Genomic DNA, 14,674 nt, shown 5'->3' on the forward strand with positions numbered 1-14,674 from the left:
TGAAATAAGGTAACCCAGCATGGTACATACAGGCATAGGCAATATTGGCCACCTCCTCATTATAATTTCATTTATTACCTCATTAATGGCGGCCTTCGGGTATTTCAAAGCCACTAATAATAATGAGGTAGGTAAATCTCCTTGGATCAGCTTTAGCCGTGCTGCCTTTGTTTTCCATGGCCTTTCAGTAGTGGGTGTGGTTGTTACTCTCTACATCATAATCTATAATAATTACTTCGAGTATCATTACGCTTGGAGTCATGCCTCAAAAAACCTTCCTCCCTATTATATGATTGCCTCCTTTTGGGAAGGTCAAGAGGGAAGTTTTATGCTTTGGTTATTCTGGAATGCACTTTTAGGCTTCATCATTATTAAAACCAACCGTAAATGGGAAGCCCCTGTTATGACGGTTTTTGCCGTAGTACAGGCATTCTTGGCTTCCATGATTTTAGGAGTTGTTATTGGCGATTTGAAAATTGGAAGTTCTCCTTTCCTATTGTTAAGAGAGGTACTGAATGACCCCATTTTCTTAATCAACCCTGACTTTATACCGGCAGACGGAACCGGGCTTAATCCGTTATTACAGAACTATTGGATGGTTATTCACCCTCCAATGACTTTCTTAGGCTTTGCCTGCTCTCTAATTCCATTCTCTTATTGTATAGCTGGGCTTTGGACAGGGAGAGTGAAAGAATGGGTAAGGCCTGCTTTGCCATGGACAATTTTTGGCACCATGATTTTAGGTACTGCTATTATTATGGGAGGTTATTGGGCTTACGAAACCCTAAACTTTGGTGGTTATTGGAACTGGGATCCCGTTGAAAATGCAGTTTATGTGCCTTGGCTAATTATGGTCGCCAGTATTCATACCATGATTACCTTTAAGAAAAGCGCCACAGCGCTAAAGACATCGATCATTCTGGTCATTACTTCTTTTATACTTATTCTCTATTCTACCTTTTTAACAAGAAGTGGAATTTTAGGAAATGCGTCAGTTCACTCTTTTACTGACTTAGGACTTTCAGGACAGCTTCTAATTTACTTGATGTTCTTCCTTATCATTTCTATCATATTTGCCGTAAGGGTTTGGAAGCAAATTCCTTCTTCTGAAAAGGAAGCATCAACTTATTCTAGAGAATTTTGGGTGTTTATTGGGGCGTTAACCTTGTCTCTCATGGCATTTCAAGTATTGATTCCAACCTCATTCCCTGTATTCAACAAGATTATTGAATTGTTTGGTGGCATTTCTACTCTTGCTCAACCAGCCAATCAAATTGAATTCTATTCAAATAGTCAAGTTTGGTTTGCTATAGCTGTAGCTCTACTTAGTGGAACTGGTCAATTTTTCTTTTGGAAAAAAATGGACAAGGAAAAGCTTATTGCGTCACTCACTTTTCCTGTATTGATTTCATTATTGCTGAGTGCAGTTATTTTCATTGTAGCAAAAATTTATGATCCAGTATATATTCTCGTACTCGTTGCTGGAATGTATTCAATTGTGGCCAATACAAAAATTCTTTTAGAGCTACTGAAAAGTAAGAGCTTTAAGTTGGTTGGAGGTTCAGTTGCCCATATTGGTATCGCCATGATGTTAATTGGGATCATGTTTTCAGAGGGTTACTCTGAAGCTATTTCTCGAAACACCCTTCTTATAAGTAAAGAATGGACGGATGATCAAAACCAAACTAACATTCCTCTTTTCTTAAATGAGCCAAGTTTTATGGATAAGTATGAGATTACTTACCGTAATGAGCTTATGAAGGTCAATGACATTCCGGGATATGTTAAGAAATCGAATCTCAATAATACTGAAGACCCTTACTACAAAGTAGTAAAGCAAGACATTGTGGTTGACGGTAAGACCTATGCTCAAGCTGGCGACACGGTTTATCTCCAAAGCCCTGAAAATTTCTATTATCAAACAGATTATAAGGATTTAGAAACAGGGAAAGAGTTTACATTATACCCAAGAATACAAGTAAACCCGCAAATGGGTGATGTGATTTCTCCTGATATTAAAAAGCTATGGGGTAGAGACATCTATTCTTATGTTTCTGTAAAACCAAATTTCGAAGAAGACATTGAATGGGGTGAAAAAGAAGAGATTGAAGTAAAAGCTGGACAACGCTTTTTCATCAATGACTACGTAGCCGACTTTAATGGTTTAGAAAGAGTCGAGCGCATGAGTTTCGCTACTCTTGGCCCTGATGACGTAGCCGTAAGAGCAAACATTACGGTTTATGCCGAAGACAATGAAAAGTACCTAGCCCAACCTATTTTCATTATCCAGAATGGACAAGTAGGTAAACAACCAGATGTAATTAAAGAAATTGCTTCTAAAATCTCAGTGGAAAGTATAAACCCTGACGCAGGCTCTGTGACTCTAGGTTTAAACACTACTCAAAAGGACTTCATCATTATGAAAGCGCTAGAAAAACCGCACATCAATGTGCTTTGGATAGGTACTTTGGTGATGATTGCTGGCTTTATTATAGCGGTAAGAAGACGTTATGTAGAATTTATGCAAATGAGAGATAAGGGGGTTGAGTAAAACCGCCAAATCCTGGTGTTTTACCTCTCTTCTAATCAAGGGTTTTAAAATGTTGAAAATTGCCTAATTTGAGTTGACTAAACTTTTTAGGCTATGAATTCACGCAGATCATTTATCCAAAAATCTTTTTTAACGGCAGGAAGTCTTTCTCTATCTTCATTCTTTAAAAAATCCGTTGCCGAAGATGTAAGTCAGGCGATGGTGGAAATGAATCAGCTTTCTCCTGAAGCGGCTGCCCAAGACGAAGAGCTTTGGGCAAGGATTCAGCAGGCCTATACTACTTCCCCCAATATTATTAACCTTAATAATGGAGGAGTAAGTCCACAGCCCAAAGTGGTGCAAGATGCTGTGATCCGCTACTACCAATACGCCAACGAAGCACCTTCTTATTACATGTGGCGAATTCTTGACCAAGGCCGCGAACCTGTTAGAGATAAACTTGCCGAACTCGCGGGCTGCTCTCCAGATGAAATAGCCATCAACCGAAATACCACTGAGGCCATCAACACGGTAATATTTGGAATGAACCTGAAAAAGGGAGACGAGGTAATTCTGACCAAATATGATTACCCAAACATGATGAATGCTTGGAGGCAGCGTGAAAAGCGCGATGGAATAAAATTGGTTTGGCTAGATTTAGATTTACCCAATGAAAACGATGACGTTATTGTAAAGCAATTTACTGATGCGGTAACGCCACGAACACGTGTTTTTCATATTACCCACATGATTAATTGGACGGGTCAGATTATGCCTGCCAAAAAGTTGTGTGCCGAAGCCCGAAAAAGAGGAATTGATTCTGTGGTAGACGGAGCACACACTTTCGCTCATCTAGATTTTAAAATCTCAGATTTGGGCTGCGACTATTTCGGAACGAGTCTTCATAAATGGCTTTGTGCACCCTTTGGTACGGGGATGCTTTACATTAGAAAGGAAAAAATAAAAGATATTTGGCCACTTTTGGCTTCGCCCGAAGACCAAGAAACAAATATCCGCAAGTTCGAAAACATTGGTACTCGCTCCTTTGCTACCGAACAAGCCATTGGCGGAGCACTCAACTTTCACAACGCAATTGGCCAAGAGCGAAAAGGAGCCAGGTTAGAATACTTGAAGCAATATTGGGCCAAGGAAGTGATTCAGCATAAAAACATTATTCCATACACTTCGCTAAAACCAGAGTATAGTCGAGCCCTATGCAACTTTGGCGTAGCAGGCATGACTGCTGGAGAAGTACACAACAGGCTTTTTAACGAATACAAAATACATACGAGCCCTGTGCAATGGGAAAAGGTAAACGGCCCTAGAATTACCCCACATGTGTATACCACAAAGTATGACTTAGATCGTTTGGTAGAAGCCATGCTTAAAATTGCCGGAACACCTAAGTAAACTTTATTGGAGAGAAGAACAGCGCTTTCGATATCAACCATTCCATTCGTTTTTCTAACTTCGAACCATGAGCTATCAAATAGGCATTATAGGCACCGGGAATGTTGCTTGGCACTTGGCCAGAGCATTTGAAAACGCAGGACATATAATTACTGATGTTTATAACCGAGATATCAGCAAGGCCAAACACTTTGCCTTAGACTTTTTTAATGCTAAAGCCACAAGTAAGCTCAACTTTAATGATAGCAATGCTCAGATATTTATTTTGGCAGTTTCGGATGACGCTATTGCTGAAATTGCACCTGAAATTATACTTCCAGAAAACTCCATTTTAGCCCATACTTCAGGGTCGGTAGCAATGAATGCTTTGGGTTACGCACGAACGGAAAACCAAGGCGTATTTTATCCACTTCAAACCTTTAGCAAAGGTAAGGCCGTGGACTTTTCAGAAATTCCAATTGGTATTGAAGCGGAAAACAAAATGACCGAAAATGCCTTGAACAGTTTGGCCAAAAGCATTAGCAACAAAGTTCAGTTAATGGATAGCCGAGATAGAAGAACGATTCACTTGGCAGCTGTTTTTGCCTGCAACTTCACAAACCATCTGTTTACGATTTCAAAAGGTATTTTAGAAAACAGAAACCTCGATTTTGACTTGCTCGAGCCATTGATTGTTGAAACGCTCAATAAATCGCTTGAAATAGGCCCAAATAATGCTCAAACTGGCCCTGCCAAAAGAGGTGATTTAGAGACCTTGGACAATCACTTTCAGGCTTTATCTAACAATCCAGAGATTGCAGAAATCTACAGAGCAATCTCCCAGAATATCATCGATTATTATTCCGAAGAGTAAACTGCTCACTAACGAACCAACATTTTAATTGTGACTACTTTTCTGTCTCGATCAATGATTCTGATCATGTTCAAGCCTTTTGGCAAGTCTTTAGAATCAAGCTCTATGTGACCTGAAGCAGCCTTAATTTCGAAACTGGAACTACTCACTACTACACCACTGGAAGTCACTACCTGAAGCTCAATTTCTTGATCTTCAGCTACTCTGTAAGCGAGTTTAAATTTCTCTCCAAAAACAACAGGGTTAGGGAAGACACTGAATGCAGTATTGATTTCAAGTTGAGCTTTGTTTAGCAGTACCCTTTTCACCTCTGAATATTCAAACTCACCATTAAAGTCAGTCTGCTTTAATCGGTAATAAGAAGTACCGCTCAAAGGCTCTGAATCGCTATAGATATAGTTTAATATCTCATCACTATTTCCTGCACCATTAAGTACTCCAATTGCTGTGAAATCCTTTCCGTTAGCACTTCTTTCTATTGTATAATAAGCGTTACCTTCTTCACTAGCCGTTGTCCAATTCAATTGAACAGATTCATTATTGATATTTTTAGCATCAAATGAAATCAAGGTAATTGGAAGTGCATACTTTTCAGTTGCTCCTAATGTAAAGAATTGTGTATCGGTTAAATCAACTCTAAAGGTTACTGTTTTCTTAACCGCATCAATTGAAGTAGGTGCTTGAAGAGTAACTCCTGAGGTGAAATCTCCATCAGCATCTAGCATTAGCCTTACTAGGTTAAGGTTGTTTGTTCCTACACCAGAAGGTCCGCCAATTGAGAATAAGTCAAAAGTTAAATCAACCTGTCCCACTGTTCCGGTCTCTTGAACATACCATTCTCTAAATAGCCTACTCTTTACTTGAGAAGTATTAAACTCTGTATTTCCATCAGCTTTAGTGCCTGTTAAGGGCTTATTTTCACTTCCCCATATCGAGAACGAATCATCAACACCGATGCCACTAACCGATGCCATTTTTACAATGGTACCTGCATTAGAACTCTTAGAGGTTTCTTGAAGGAAACAAGAGTCATCATCTCGTGCTAAGCCAGAAATGTTATAATTATAGGTGGGTTGTTCTGTCCAGTCCCATACTACACCACTATCAGAGGCTAAGTAGTCCTTTTCACCTGTACCACCAGCTCTTGTAATACCATATTTCAAGGCAAGATATGAATCAACTCGAACACGCTCATTCGCTGTTAAAACCCTAGAATAAGCTAACACCTCGGCTATATTTCCCTGTAGCTGAGAGTTTATTGTATAATCAGCAATGGCTCCATTATTTCCTATACCCATAGCTGTACCTCCGTTCAAAGAAACGTTATCAGAGGTACCAGAACCTACATTTGCAGCATCCATATATAACTCTACTGCGCCAGAAACTGCCTTTACACGAGTTCCCATAGCAATATGAGGAATACCGTTATTGTATTTGGCGGTGCTATAAGCAGTACGGCTAGAGTTATTAGCCGCATTAAAATGAACTGCACCATTATCAGCCAAGCCTAATGCATAATCGGCTGTTCCTCCCGATTTGCCAGAGCTCATTAGCACTGGAGAATCCTCAAAGTTTCCAGTATTCCCTCCATTTTGAGTAGTTGAGAAAACAGTCGCTAAAGTCATATCATCACTTACCACATTACCATTATCGGTACTTATATATGCCAGATCAGAAGTACCTGGATCAGAAAAGCGAACAACAGGATTAAAATTAAAGGTTGCTGTTTTGAGCTTTGGTAATACTGGAGATACTCCATTTGGTGTCACTGCTCCATCATTATCAGACGTACTCTTGTCGGTCCAAGTATTAACGGTAGCATCATTTATAATAGCATCAGGGCCATTATTTGCCTTTAACCACATGGCCAAGCCTGTTGTTACTCCACCAGGACCACAAAGCTCTATGGCTGTTCCTAAAGTAAAATAATCTCCATCAGCAAAGTCAACATTCTCAAAAGTCAATACATTTCCATTGAAAGTACCGCCACCTACTGTGGTACCAGAGGCCATGGTTGAACTAGCAGACCTGATCAGTTTAAAGTCTGCTGCCGAAGAAGAATAACCCAGACCTGTTAAATCAAAAGATATAGTAGTATTACCTACAGTTCCAGTCTCATCCACTCTCCAAACCCTTCTCATGCGCTCAGTAACCCCAGCAGGAACATCTGGACTACCATCATTTGCAGCATTTACAGCGTTTGACTGTTCTTTATCGGCATTATCATTACCCCAAACCATAAATGATTCATCTGCTGAGAAGCTATTAAGATTGGATTTATTATCTGCCGCAATTCCTCCTAAACCAATGGTGACAATTGCACCATCATTCACACTTTTAGATTGCCTTTGAATAAAGCAAGAACCGTCATCTCTGCCAATACCAGCGATATCTTTCTTATATGAAGCGTTGTCTGTGGCATTCCAAATCACTGAACTTGATGAATTCAAATAATTCTGTCCTGTAGTTTGGTCTAGTGTTATGCCGTATTTAATGGCTAAATAACTCTGAATTCTAAGGTGTTCGTTGGTATCATCGGGACGTACGGAGAATGAAATAAGCTCTGCAATTTGTCCATCGTAAGCTCTCGAAAAGAATGCTCGAAAGTTAGCTAGACGATAAGCCACATTAGAGGAAGTTTTAAAAGTACCCGTTGAGGCATCATCTCTTTGTTCTCCATTAATATATATCTGAGTACTGGTATTAGTCGCATTATTTCTCACTCCCAAGAGTAAACTCTCCCCTGCAAGTACTTTCGGCCTACCAGCTGTATCATTTGCACGTCTATACCATGTGTTCGTTGTACCCATTACATGAGTAAACAGTTCAGAACCAGATGCAATGTTACCGAGTGTAAAACCACCTATATTAACTGATGCAGAAGGAGCATCAAAACCAATAACCGTTTGAGGAGTCGACCCTGTAGTTATTTCATTATCCGCTTTAAAAACAAAGTAATAAGCGGTTGTATAAAAACCTGCACTACCACTCATCCACTCTGAATTAGTGATGTCGAAATTTAATGCTGGATTGAAGTTTATTGAGTTACTAACATAATTTGGGTAATTAGTGGCATCGTTTGCATCGTTAGACCCTGAAAAATCACCCCATGAGGTAACATCAGCTCCGTTAACTGTGGTGTTTGGCCCATTATCGGCTCTTAACCATAAGGTTAAATTTGTAGTTACATTACCTGGCCCACAGCTAATAAAACCTGTACCTAAAGTAAAGTACTGACCATTTTCAAAATTAACTCCAGAAAAAGTAATGGTGCTACCACTTAAGGTACCGCCAGTTATTACCTGAGCAGAACTGAAATCACCACCTGAAGAATTTCCTGCTATTAGTAAGCTATAATCCGATTCGCTAGGCGTGCCTCCACTAAACGTAAATCCTGAAATATCGAAGCTAATACTGTTATTTCCTGTCTCTCCTGTTTCAGCCACTCTCCAAACTCGTTCTACTCTTTTTGTAATCAAAGGAGGAACATCTGTGGTTTCATCATCATCTTTATCACCACTGTCATTTCCCCAAATCAGCCATGAGTTGTTATCAGGAAATGATCCACCATGATCCATAGTAACCACAGACCCCATGTTTTCACTCCTTGATTTAACCTGCTCAAATTCAGAATTATCATCTCTTGCAATTCCTGCAATGTCCTTGTTGTATTCCAAGTATCCACCCAGTGACGCATTAAGAGTAGTGTTAAAAACAATATCACCTTGAGAATCTACATAGTTAATAGGTGTCGCTTGGTCAAGCGTGATTCCATACTTTACGGCTAAATAACTCTCTATTCTATTACGCTGTGATATAAGGAAAGCGCCCGGTTCATTACAGTAAATGAGTTCCGAAATCTCTCCATAGTAAGAGTTTGCGCTACTACTGCTACCATTGTCATATCTAGAAGCTCCATCCGAAGCTCCAAACTCTATTCCATCAGTATCACTATAAAGTAGCCCAACATTGTTTAAGGTAGCAAAGCTTTGACCGTTTAAGTAGCCTGTAACTGTACCGGTTGAAGATGTGTTTCCACTAAATTCTAAAGTAACTATGTATTCCGTATTTTCAGATAAAGTAGCTGATGCAATAGTTGCCACATTAGCTGATGTATTCCAAGGCGACCCACTACCGTCACTCGTTCTGTTCCAAGATGAAAGGTGTAGTTTTCCATCTCGAATATAAACTGTGATGCCTCGATCACTCCCTCCTTGCTCATACAATACTTGACGAGTGTTAATATCCGATGTGCTTGTTCTAAAAGCTAAATTGATTCCTTTTTTAGTGTATGGGCCACCCGTGTTAAACGCTAAGTTATTGGCTATAGTAAGGCTTGTACTTCCTGTAGTAAAATCAACCGTAGGGTTAAAGTTGATGTTACTGGTTGTGCTTCTATACGTTGGCGCGGCAACTCCTGTAGTAGCATCATGATTTCCAACCCACTGATCTTGCCAATCGGTCACAGTACTCCCATCAGTAGCAGTAGTTACTCCAACATTGGCCTTGAGCCATGTAGTTAAAGCAGCTTTATAACCTCCAGGCCCTGTGCCAGGGGTCAAACAGTTATCTGATGACACCCCCGCTGATAAACCAGCAACTAAATCAAGTCCTGAGTCACTGGCTTTGGTATCGGTAGGAAAAGTGAAAATATCAGTTAAGTCATGATCCGTTGCATTTGTATCGAATGCAAAAATTGAGAAACCATAAATTACTGTATTTGCAGCAATTCCTAGTTCACTAAAAGAAACCGCTACTCCTTGCAAACTTTGGGCACTCTGCCCAAAAAAGGTACCAATATTAATAATTGGAGTTGGGTCTAATCCCGTATCCTGTCTTCTTAAAATAAGAAAGTTGTCGAATGAACGTCCACCTCCTGTGCCTGAATTAGATGGATCTGGCCAATCTGAATCTTCAATATCAATCATTGAACCATATGATGCTGGTTCACCATTAACATCAAGTGAGAGTATTGCTGCAATCTTTATTTCATCATTCCCACCCCTTTCAATGATTGGAAAAACAGCACTATCTGGTTCACAAGTAACTAGGCCTGTAAACCAAATTACATCTAAACGCTCTACCTGTGCTTGTATGGTATTGAGTCCCTCATCATCCTCGTTCACCATAATATTATCATAACCGGCATTCAAAACTCCGGACTGATAAAGGGCATCTGCATCTTCTACTTCATCCGCATCTAACTCCAGTTCTCCTGGTGTAAGTGGGCTAAACGATGGGTCAACAATGCTACTTAAAGTATACCAAACGTTGATGTATGCTTGATTATCAGTCCTCTTAATTACCAAAGTGTCTGGAAGCACAAAGTTATCGTAGAGTTTACCACCAACAGTATAAGACTTGATTTTCAAGTTGTCACCTGTTCCATAATAAAGATCGTAGGGTAAACTTGGCTGAATGTCATTGATGGCATCACTCGGTGAGGTTACCGAAACTGTTGAAGGAATAGAGGTTGGTAAAGGGCTAGCATAGTTAATGGAAGTGATATGGGACTGCCCTAATAATGCCGTGTTGATAAAACAAAGCAATAGCACGCCTAAAATAACTCTCCCGAAAAAAGTACCAACTAAATCTACGTACCTCACCTTTTGTTTTAGTTAAAGTTTCTCGCCATAGGTTTTCTACTATGACATTGAAAAATGTTTGATTAATTCTTTGAACATCTTTTGTTCAAAATCAAATGGTTAAGTAAATGGTGGGTTGAGGAAAATACTAATGATGCAAAGATGGTAGCTTTGCCTTAAATAGTGGGTGAAAGAGGAGGCAAATGTATATTATATTTTTGTTAATCAAAAATAACATTACGCCATTTGGATATAATAATTAGTAATTCGCCACAAATTCAACCATTTAAGCCTATCCAACAAACGGACAAAAATAAATGATGTATTGGTTTAAAAACAACAGCAGTTTGCTTTTCTTGCCTCTATTTTTTTTAACATCTACTAACTGTTTAAGCGTTCTAAACGAAGGTTGTTAATAGACAAAACTTCCAAATTCAGAATTGATGGTAAGTTTCCTATTTTCAGAAGCTTCCACTCTGCCTACAATTTGTGCATCGATGTTAAAGTTCTTTGAAATGGAGATGATTTCTTCGGCAAATTCTTCATCAATATAAACCTCCATTCTGTGCCCCATATTGAAAACCTTATACATTTCTTTCCAGCTTGTTCCGCTTTCTTCCTGAATCATTTTGAATAAAGGAGGAAGCTCGAAAAGGTTGTCTTTCACTATATGAACGCCATTAACAAAGTGAAGCACTTTGGTTTGAGCGCCTCCGCTGCAATGAATCAATCCTCCAATTTGGTTTCTGAATTTCTTGAGAATTTCGACCATCACGGGAGCGTAAGTTCTAGTCGGGGATAACACTAATTTACCAACGTCCAAGGGGCTTCCTTCTACAGCATCAGTCAATTGATATTTACCAGAATACACTAAATCTGAAGGCACAGCGTGATCGTAGCTTTCTGGAAATTTAGCAGCTAAGTCTTTATGGAATACATCGTGACGAGCAGAAGTAAGCCCATTCGAACCCATTCCACCATTGTACTCATTTTCATAAGTCGCCTGACCAGAGGAAGCCAAACCAACAATAACCTGACCCGGCTTAATTTTTTCATTGGTCACTACATCTTCCCTTTTCATTCGGGCAATTACCGTGCTGTCAACTACAACGGTTCTTACCAAATCACCTAGGTCTGCCGTTTCGCCTCCAGTACTGATAATGTTCATCCCGTTATCTCTCAGCATCTGAAGCACTTCTTCGGTGCCATTGATCAGTTCAGCAATCACTTCACCCGGTATCAGGTTTTTATTTCTGCCAATTGTCGAAGAAAGAAGGATATTATCGGTGGCGCCAACACAGAGCAAATCATCAATGTTCATAATGATAGCATCTTGAGCAATGCCACGCCAAACCGAAAGATCACCGGTTTCTTTCCAATACATATAAGCCAAAGCAGACTTGGTACCCGCACCATCAGCATGCATGATATTACAAAACGCATCATCATTGCCCATAAAATCAGGAACCACCTTGCAGAAAGCAGTAGGAAAAACTCCTTTGTCTAAGTTCTTGATTGCGTTGTGAACATCTTCTTTTGAAGCTGAAACGCCTCTTTGCATGTACCGGTCGCTCATATCTGATAATTTAAGATCACAAAAATAAAAAAACCCCGTATGACGGGGCTCTTTTTTCGAGTTTTTAATCTGCCGATAATATCAATGCAGCTTAATTGTCTTTATATTCAATCACTTTAAACTCCGTTCTACGGTTTTGTTGATGTTGCTCTTCGGTACAATCTGCATCGTTACCACAGCCATTAATCAACTGAGACTCTCCATAGCCTTTCGCTACAAGCCTATTTTGAGAAATCCCTTTTAGAATCAGATAACGAACAGCTGCTTGCGCTCTTCTTTCAGACAAGTCTAGGTTAAAGGCGTCTTCGGCACGCGAATCGGTATGAGAGCTCAACTCAATTTTAATATTCGGGTTATCCTTTAAGAGTTCTACAAGTTTATCCAGCTCTACTGCTGCATCTGGCCTAATTTCAGCCTTGTTCAAATCATAATAGATATTCTGAAGCACAATTGTTTTCTCAAGAATAATAGGATCTAATGTTAAAGACGATTCAAACTTTTTGGTGGTAAATCGCTCCACCAAGTCTTCTTGTTTAATTTCTCCACCCACAGTTGAAAATGCACGTCTTTTTACGAAGAAGTTCGCCTTCTCTCCAAGTAAAATATATTCCTTTTCAGGTTCTACTTTGAATTGAAAAATACCACCACGTCCCGTTAATTGGTCGTCTATAACTTCATTATCCGTGCTCATAAGTTTTACACGCACATCTGGCAAAATACTCTGTGTACTGTCTTCATTCAGCTGATAAGTTACTCCTGCTAGAATGTATTCAATTTTCTTTAGGTCGGATGAATTGTCTACAAAAGTATAAATGTCATCATCTCCTTTACCTCCTGGCCGATTAGAACTGAAAAAACCTTCGTATGGAAACTCAGAATAGACTAAACCGAAATCATCATAAGATGAATTGATAGAAGGCCCCATGTTTTCGATGGTAATATTTCCGCCTTCATTAATGGCCACAAAAACATCGAGCATTCCAAAACCAGCATGGCCCGTTGAAGAAAAGTAAAGTTTGTTATCTGGCGAGACATATGGAAACATTTCATCCTCGGCTGTATTAATGGTTGGCCCCATATTCTGCACATCGGCCCATCTGCCTCTGTCATTAAGCCTTGTTCTGTAAATATCTGAGCCACCCAAACCTCCCGGACGGTCTGAAGCAAAGTAAATAGTTTTTCCATCTCCGCTAAAAGTAGGGCTACTATCCCAAGAGTCTGGGCTATTAATCGGCATCAATTGTGGAGCGGTCCATTCTCCATTTTTCTTGGTGGAAATGTATAAGTCTGTGTTAAAGCGTCCTCGTTTATCTGCTGAATTTCCTTTTGCAAATACCACTGAGTTTCCATCGGGTGAAAAGGCCAAAGAGCCTTCATTGATTTCTTCATCATTGAATATACTCGATAGTTTTTCAATTGAGGTCGCATCCAAATTCAGTCCGTTAGTTTGTACTTTATATAAATCCGTAAACGGAATTCCATAACGCTCAAAGCTTGCTTGCTCTCGGCCAGTAGCAAAATAAAGCTCATTTTTAAAGAAATAAGGGCTGTATTCTGCATTTTCAGTATTAATGCCTTCTGCATTTTTCACATCAATGTTTCGAACATTCAAGCTAATGCTGTCCAGCTTATCGAGATTCTTTAACTCTGCTTTAGCCCTATCTACAAAATTTTCGACCGTGGCATACTGCAAATACTTTTGAAGTACATTCTTGGCATCATTGTATCGCTCAGATGCCTTTAAAGCTTGAGCATAGTGCAACTCCATTTCATCATCAGCATAACCACCTTCAATGGCCTTGGCATAATAATCGGTTGCTTCATAAATTCGGTTGGTTTTGCGGTATGATTCCGCCACGTAATAATTATAAACTGGCGACTCAGGATCGTCCTCCAATTCTTTTTTATAATCTTCGATTGCTAGATTGTAGTTTGCATTCTCATAGCTCTTCTTTACTTTTACTTCTTTGAGCTTCTCAATTTCTTCCTCTACTCCGCCAGTTAAGCTACCCACATTGCTGGATTGCGCATTTGTAGAACGACCATCATTAGCAGGAGTACTAGGTGTATCAACTCCAAGAAAGTTTTGGGAAGATTTACAGCCCATCAGAAGGGCCAACATAAGAATACCTATAATTTGAATCCTATTCCTCATCGGTTGTAAATTAGCGAAATAAGCTGAATGCTAATACTCTATACGCTTGCCGATTGTTTAAAGTATCTGTTTAGCCAAGTTTTACCCGCTTCAACGCACCAATTATTCTTAAGTTGGCCTTTTGTCTGAATTGTATTGTCGAAGAAAAGTGTGTGAGTGGAAATTCGGCCATTTTCAACCTCCGATTTAATTTGGCTCAATGGCACTAATTCTACTTCATTATTGATTAAGAAGGCAATATTGGTGCGCTGAAAAAAGTCAACTCCTAAATTTGATGAAAGTTGTTGAACGAATCTTACTTGGGTATCGATAGAACAGCCGCTGGCCATATTGAAAGACTCATCGGTGCTTATAATAAGAAAGTAATCGTGCTTAATAATTCCCGAAGCCATTAAATCATTGCCATGAGCCGCCCATTGATTCAGGAAAGCTTCAAGTTGATCTAAACACTTTTTCTGTTCTGAGGCATTCAATTCTCTATTGGCCTGATACAACCAGGTTCTAGAGTTTTCGCTAAGGCTATTGAAGTCGGCTAGCATAAATTTTAATTGTTGATAGTCTGTAG

Annotated in this window: 7 protein-coding genes; 3 read left to right on the plus strand and 4 right to left on the minus strand. The window is 39.5% G+C overall.

Annotation, left to right across the window (positions count from 1 at the left end; translation table 11 throughout):
• The first annotated feature begins 19 nt into the window (after nucleotides 1-19).
• The 3 genes from ccsA to MB14_RS09620 all read left to right on the plus strand — a co-directional run bounded on the left by ccsA (nucleotide 20) and on the right by MB14_RS09620 (nucleotide 4,793).
• Nucleotides 20-2,551, plus strand: a complete 2,532-nt coding sequence (gene ccsA, locus MB14_RS09610; RefSeq protein ID WP_062591346.1) for a cytochrome c biogenesis protein CcsA — start codon at nucleotides 20-22, stop codon at nucleotides 2,549-2,551.
• 93 nt (nucleotides 2,552-2,644) lie between these two features.
• Nucleotides 2,645-3,940 (plus strand): aminotransferase class V-fold PLP-dependent enzyme, encoded by a 1,296-nt coding sequence (locus MB14_RS09615; RefSeq protein ID WP_062591347.1) that lies wholly within the window; start codon nucleotides 2,645-2,647, stop codon nucleotides 3,938-3,940.
• Nucleotides 3,941-4,007: 67 nt separating this feature from the next.
• Nucleotides 4,008-4,793, plus strand: coding sequence for a Rossmann-like and DUF2520 domain-containing protein (locus MB14_RS09620; protein WP_062591348.1), 786 nt, complete (start codon nucleotides 4,008-4,010; stop codon nucleotides 4,791-4,793).
• Nucleotides 4,794-4,801: 8 nt separating this feature from the next.
• Here MB14_RS09620 and MB14_RS09625 read toward each other — a convergent pair whose 3' ends face one another.
• From MB14_RS09625 to MB14_RS09640, 4 genes are all read right to left on the minus strand, one after another.
• Nucleotides 4,802-10,399 carry a beta strand repeat-containing protein gene (locus tag MB14_RS09625; protein WP_062591349.1) on the minus strand — a complete coding sequence of 1,866 codons (5,598 nt, stop codon included), beginning with the start codon at nucleotides 10,397-10,399 and terminating at the stop codon, nucleotides 4,802-4,804.
• A 391-nt stretch (nucleotides 10,400-10,790) separates the two neighbouring features.
• Nucleotides 10,791-11,954, minus strand: coding sequence for an AIR synthase related protein (locus MB14_RS09630; RefSeq protein WP_062591350.1), 1,164 nt, complete (start codon nucleotides 11,952-11,954; stop codon nucleotides 10,791-10,793).
• Between the two features lie 91 nt (nucleotides 11,955-12,045).
• Nucleotides 12,046-14,109, minus strand: a complete 2,064-nt coding sequence (locus tag MB14_RS09635; RefSeq protein ID WP_062591351.1) for a CHU_0125 family OmpA-like outer membrane integrity protein — start codon at nucleotides 14,107-14,109, stop codon at nucleotides 12,046-12,048.
• A gap of 38 nt (nucleotides 14,110-14,147) precedes the next feature.
• Nucleotides 14,148-14,648, minus strand: coding sequence for a hypothetical protein (locus tag MB14_RS09640; RefSeq protein ID WP_062591352.1), 501 nt, complete (start codon nucleotides 14,646-14,648; stop codon nucleotides 14,148-14,150).
• Between the last annotated feature and the right edge of the window lie 26 nt (nucleotides 14,649-14,674).

This window comes from Roseivirga ehrenbergii (assembly GCF_001593005.1).
Taxonomy (GTDB): Bacteria; Bacteroidota; Bacteroidia; order Cytophagales; family Cyclobacteriaceae; genus Roseivirga; species Roseivirga ehrenbergii.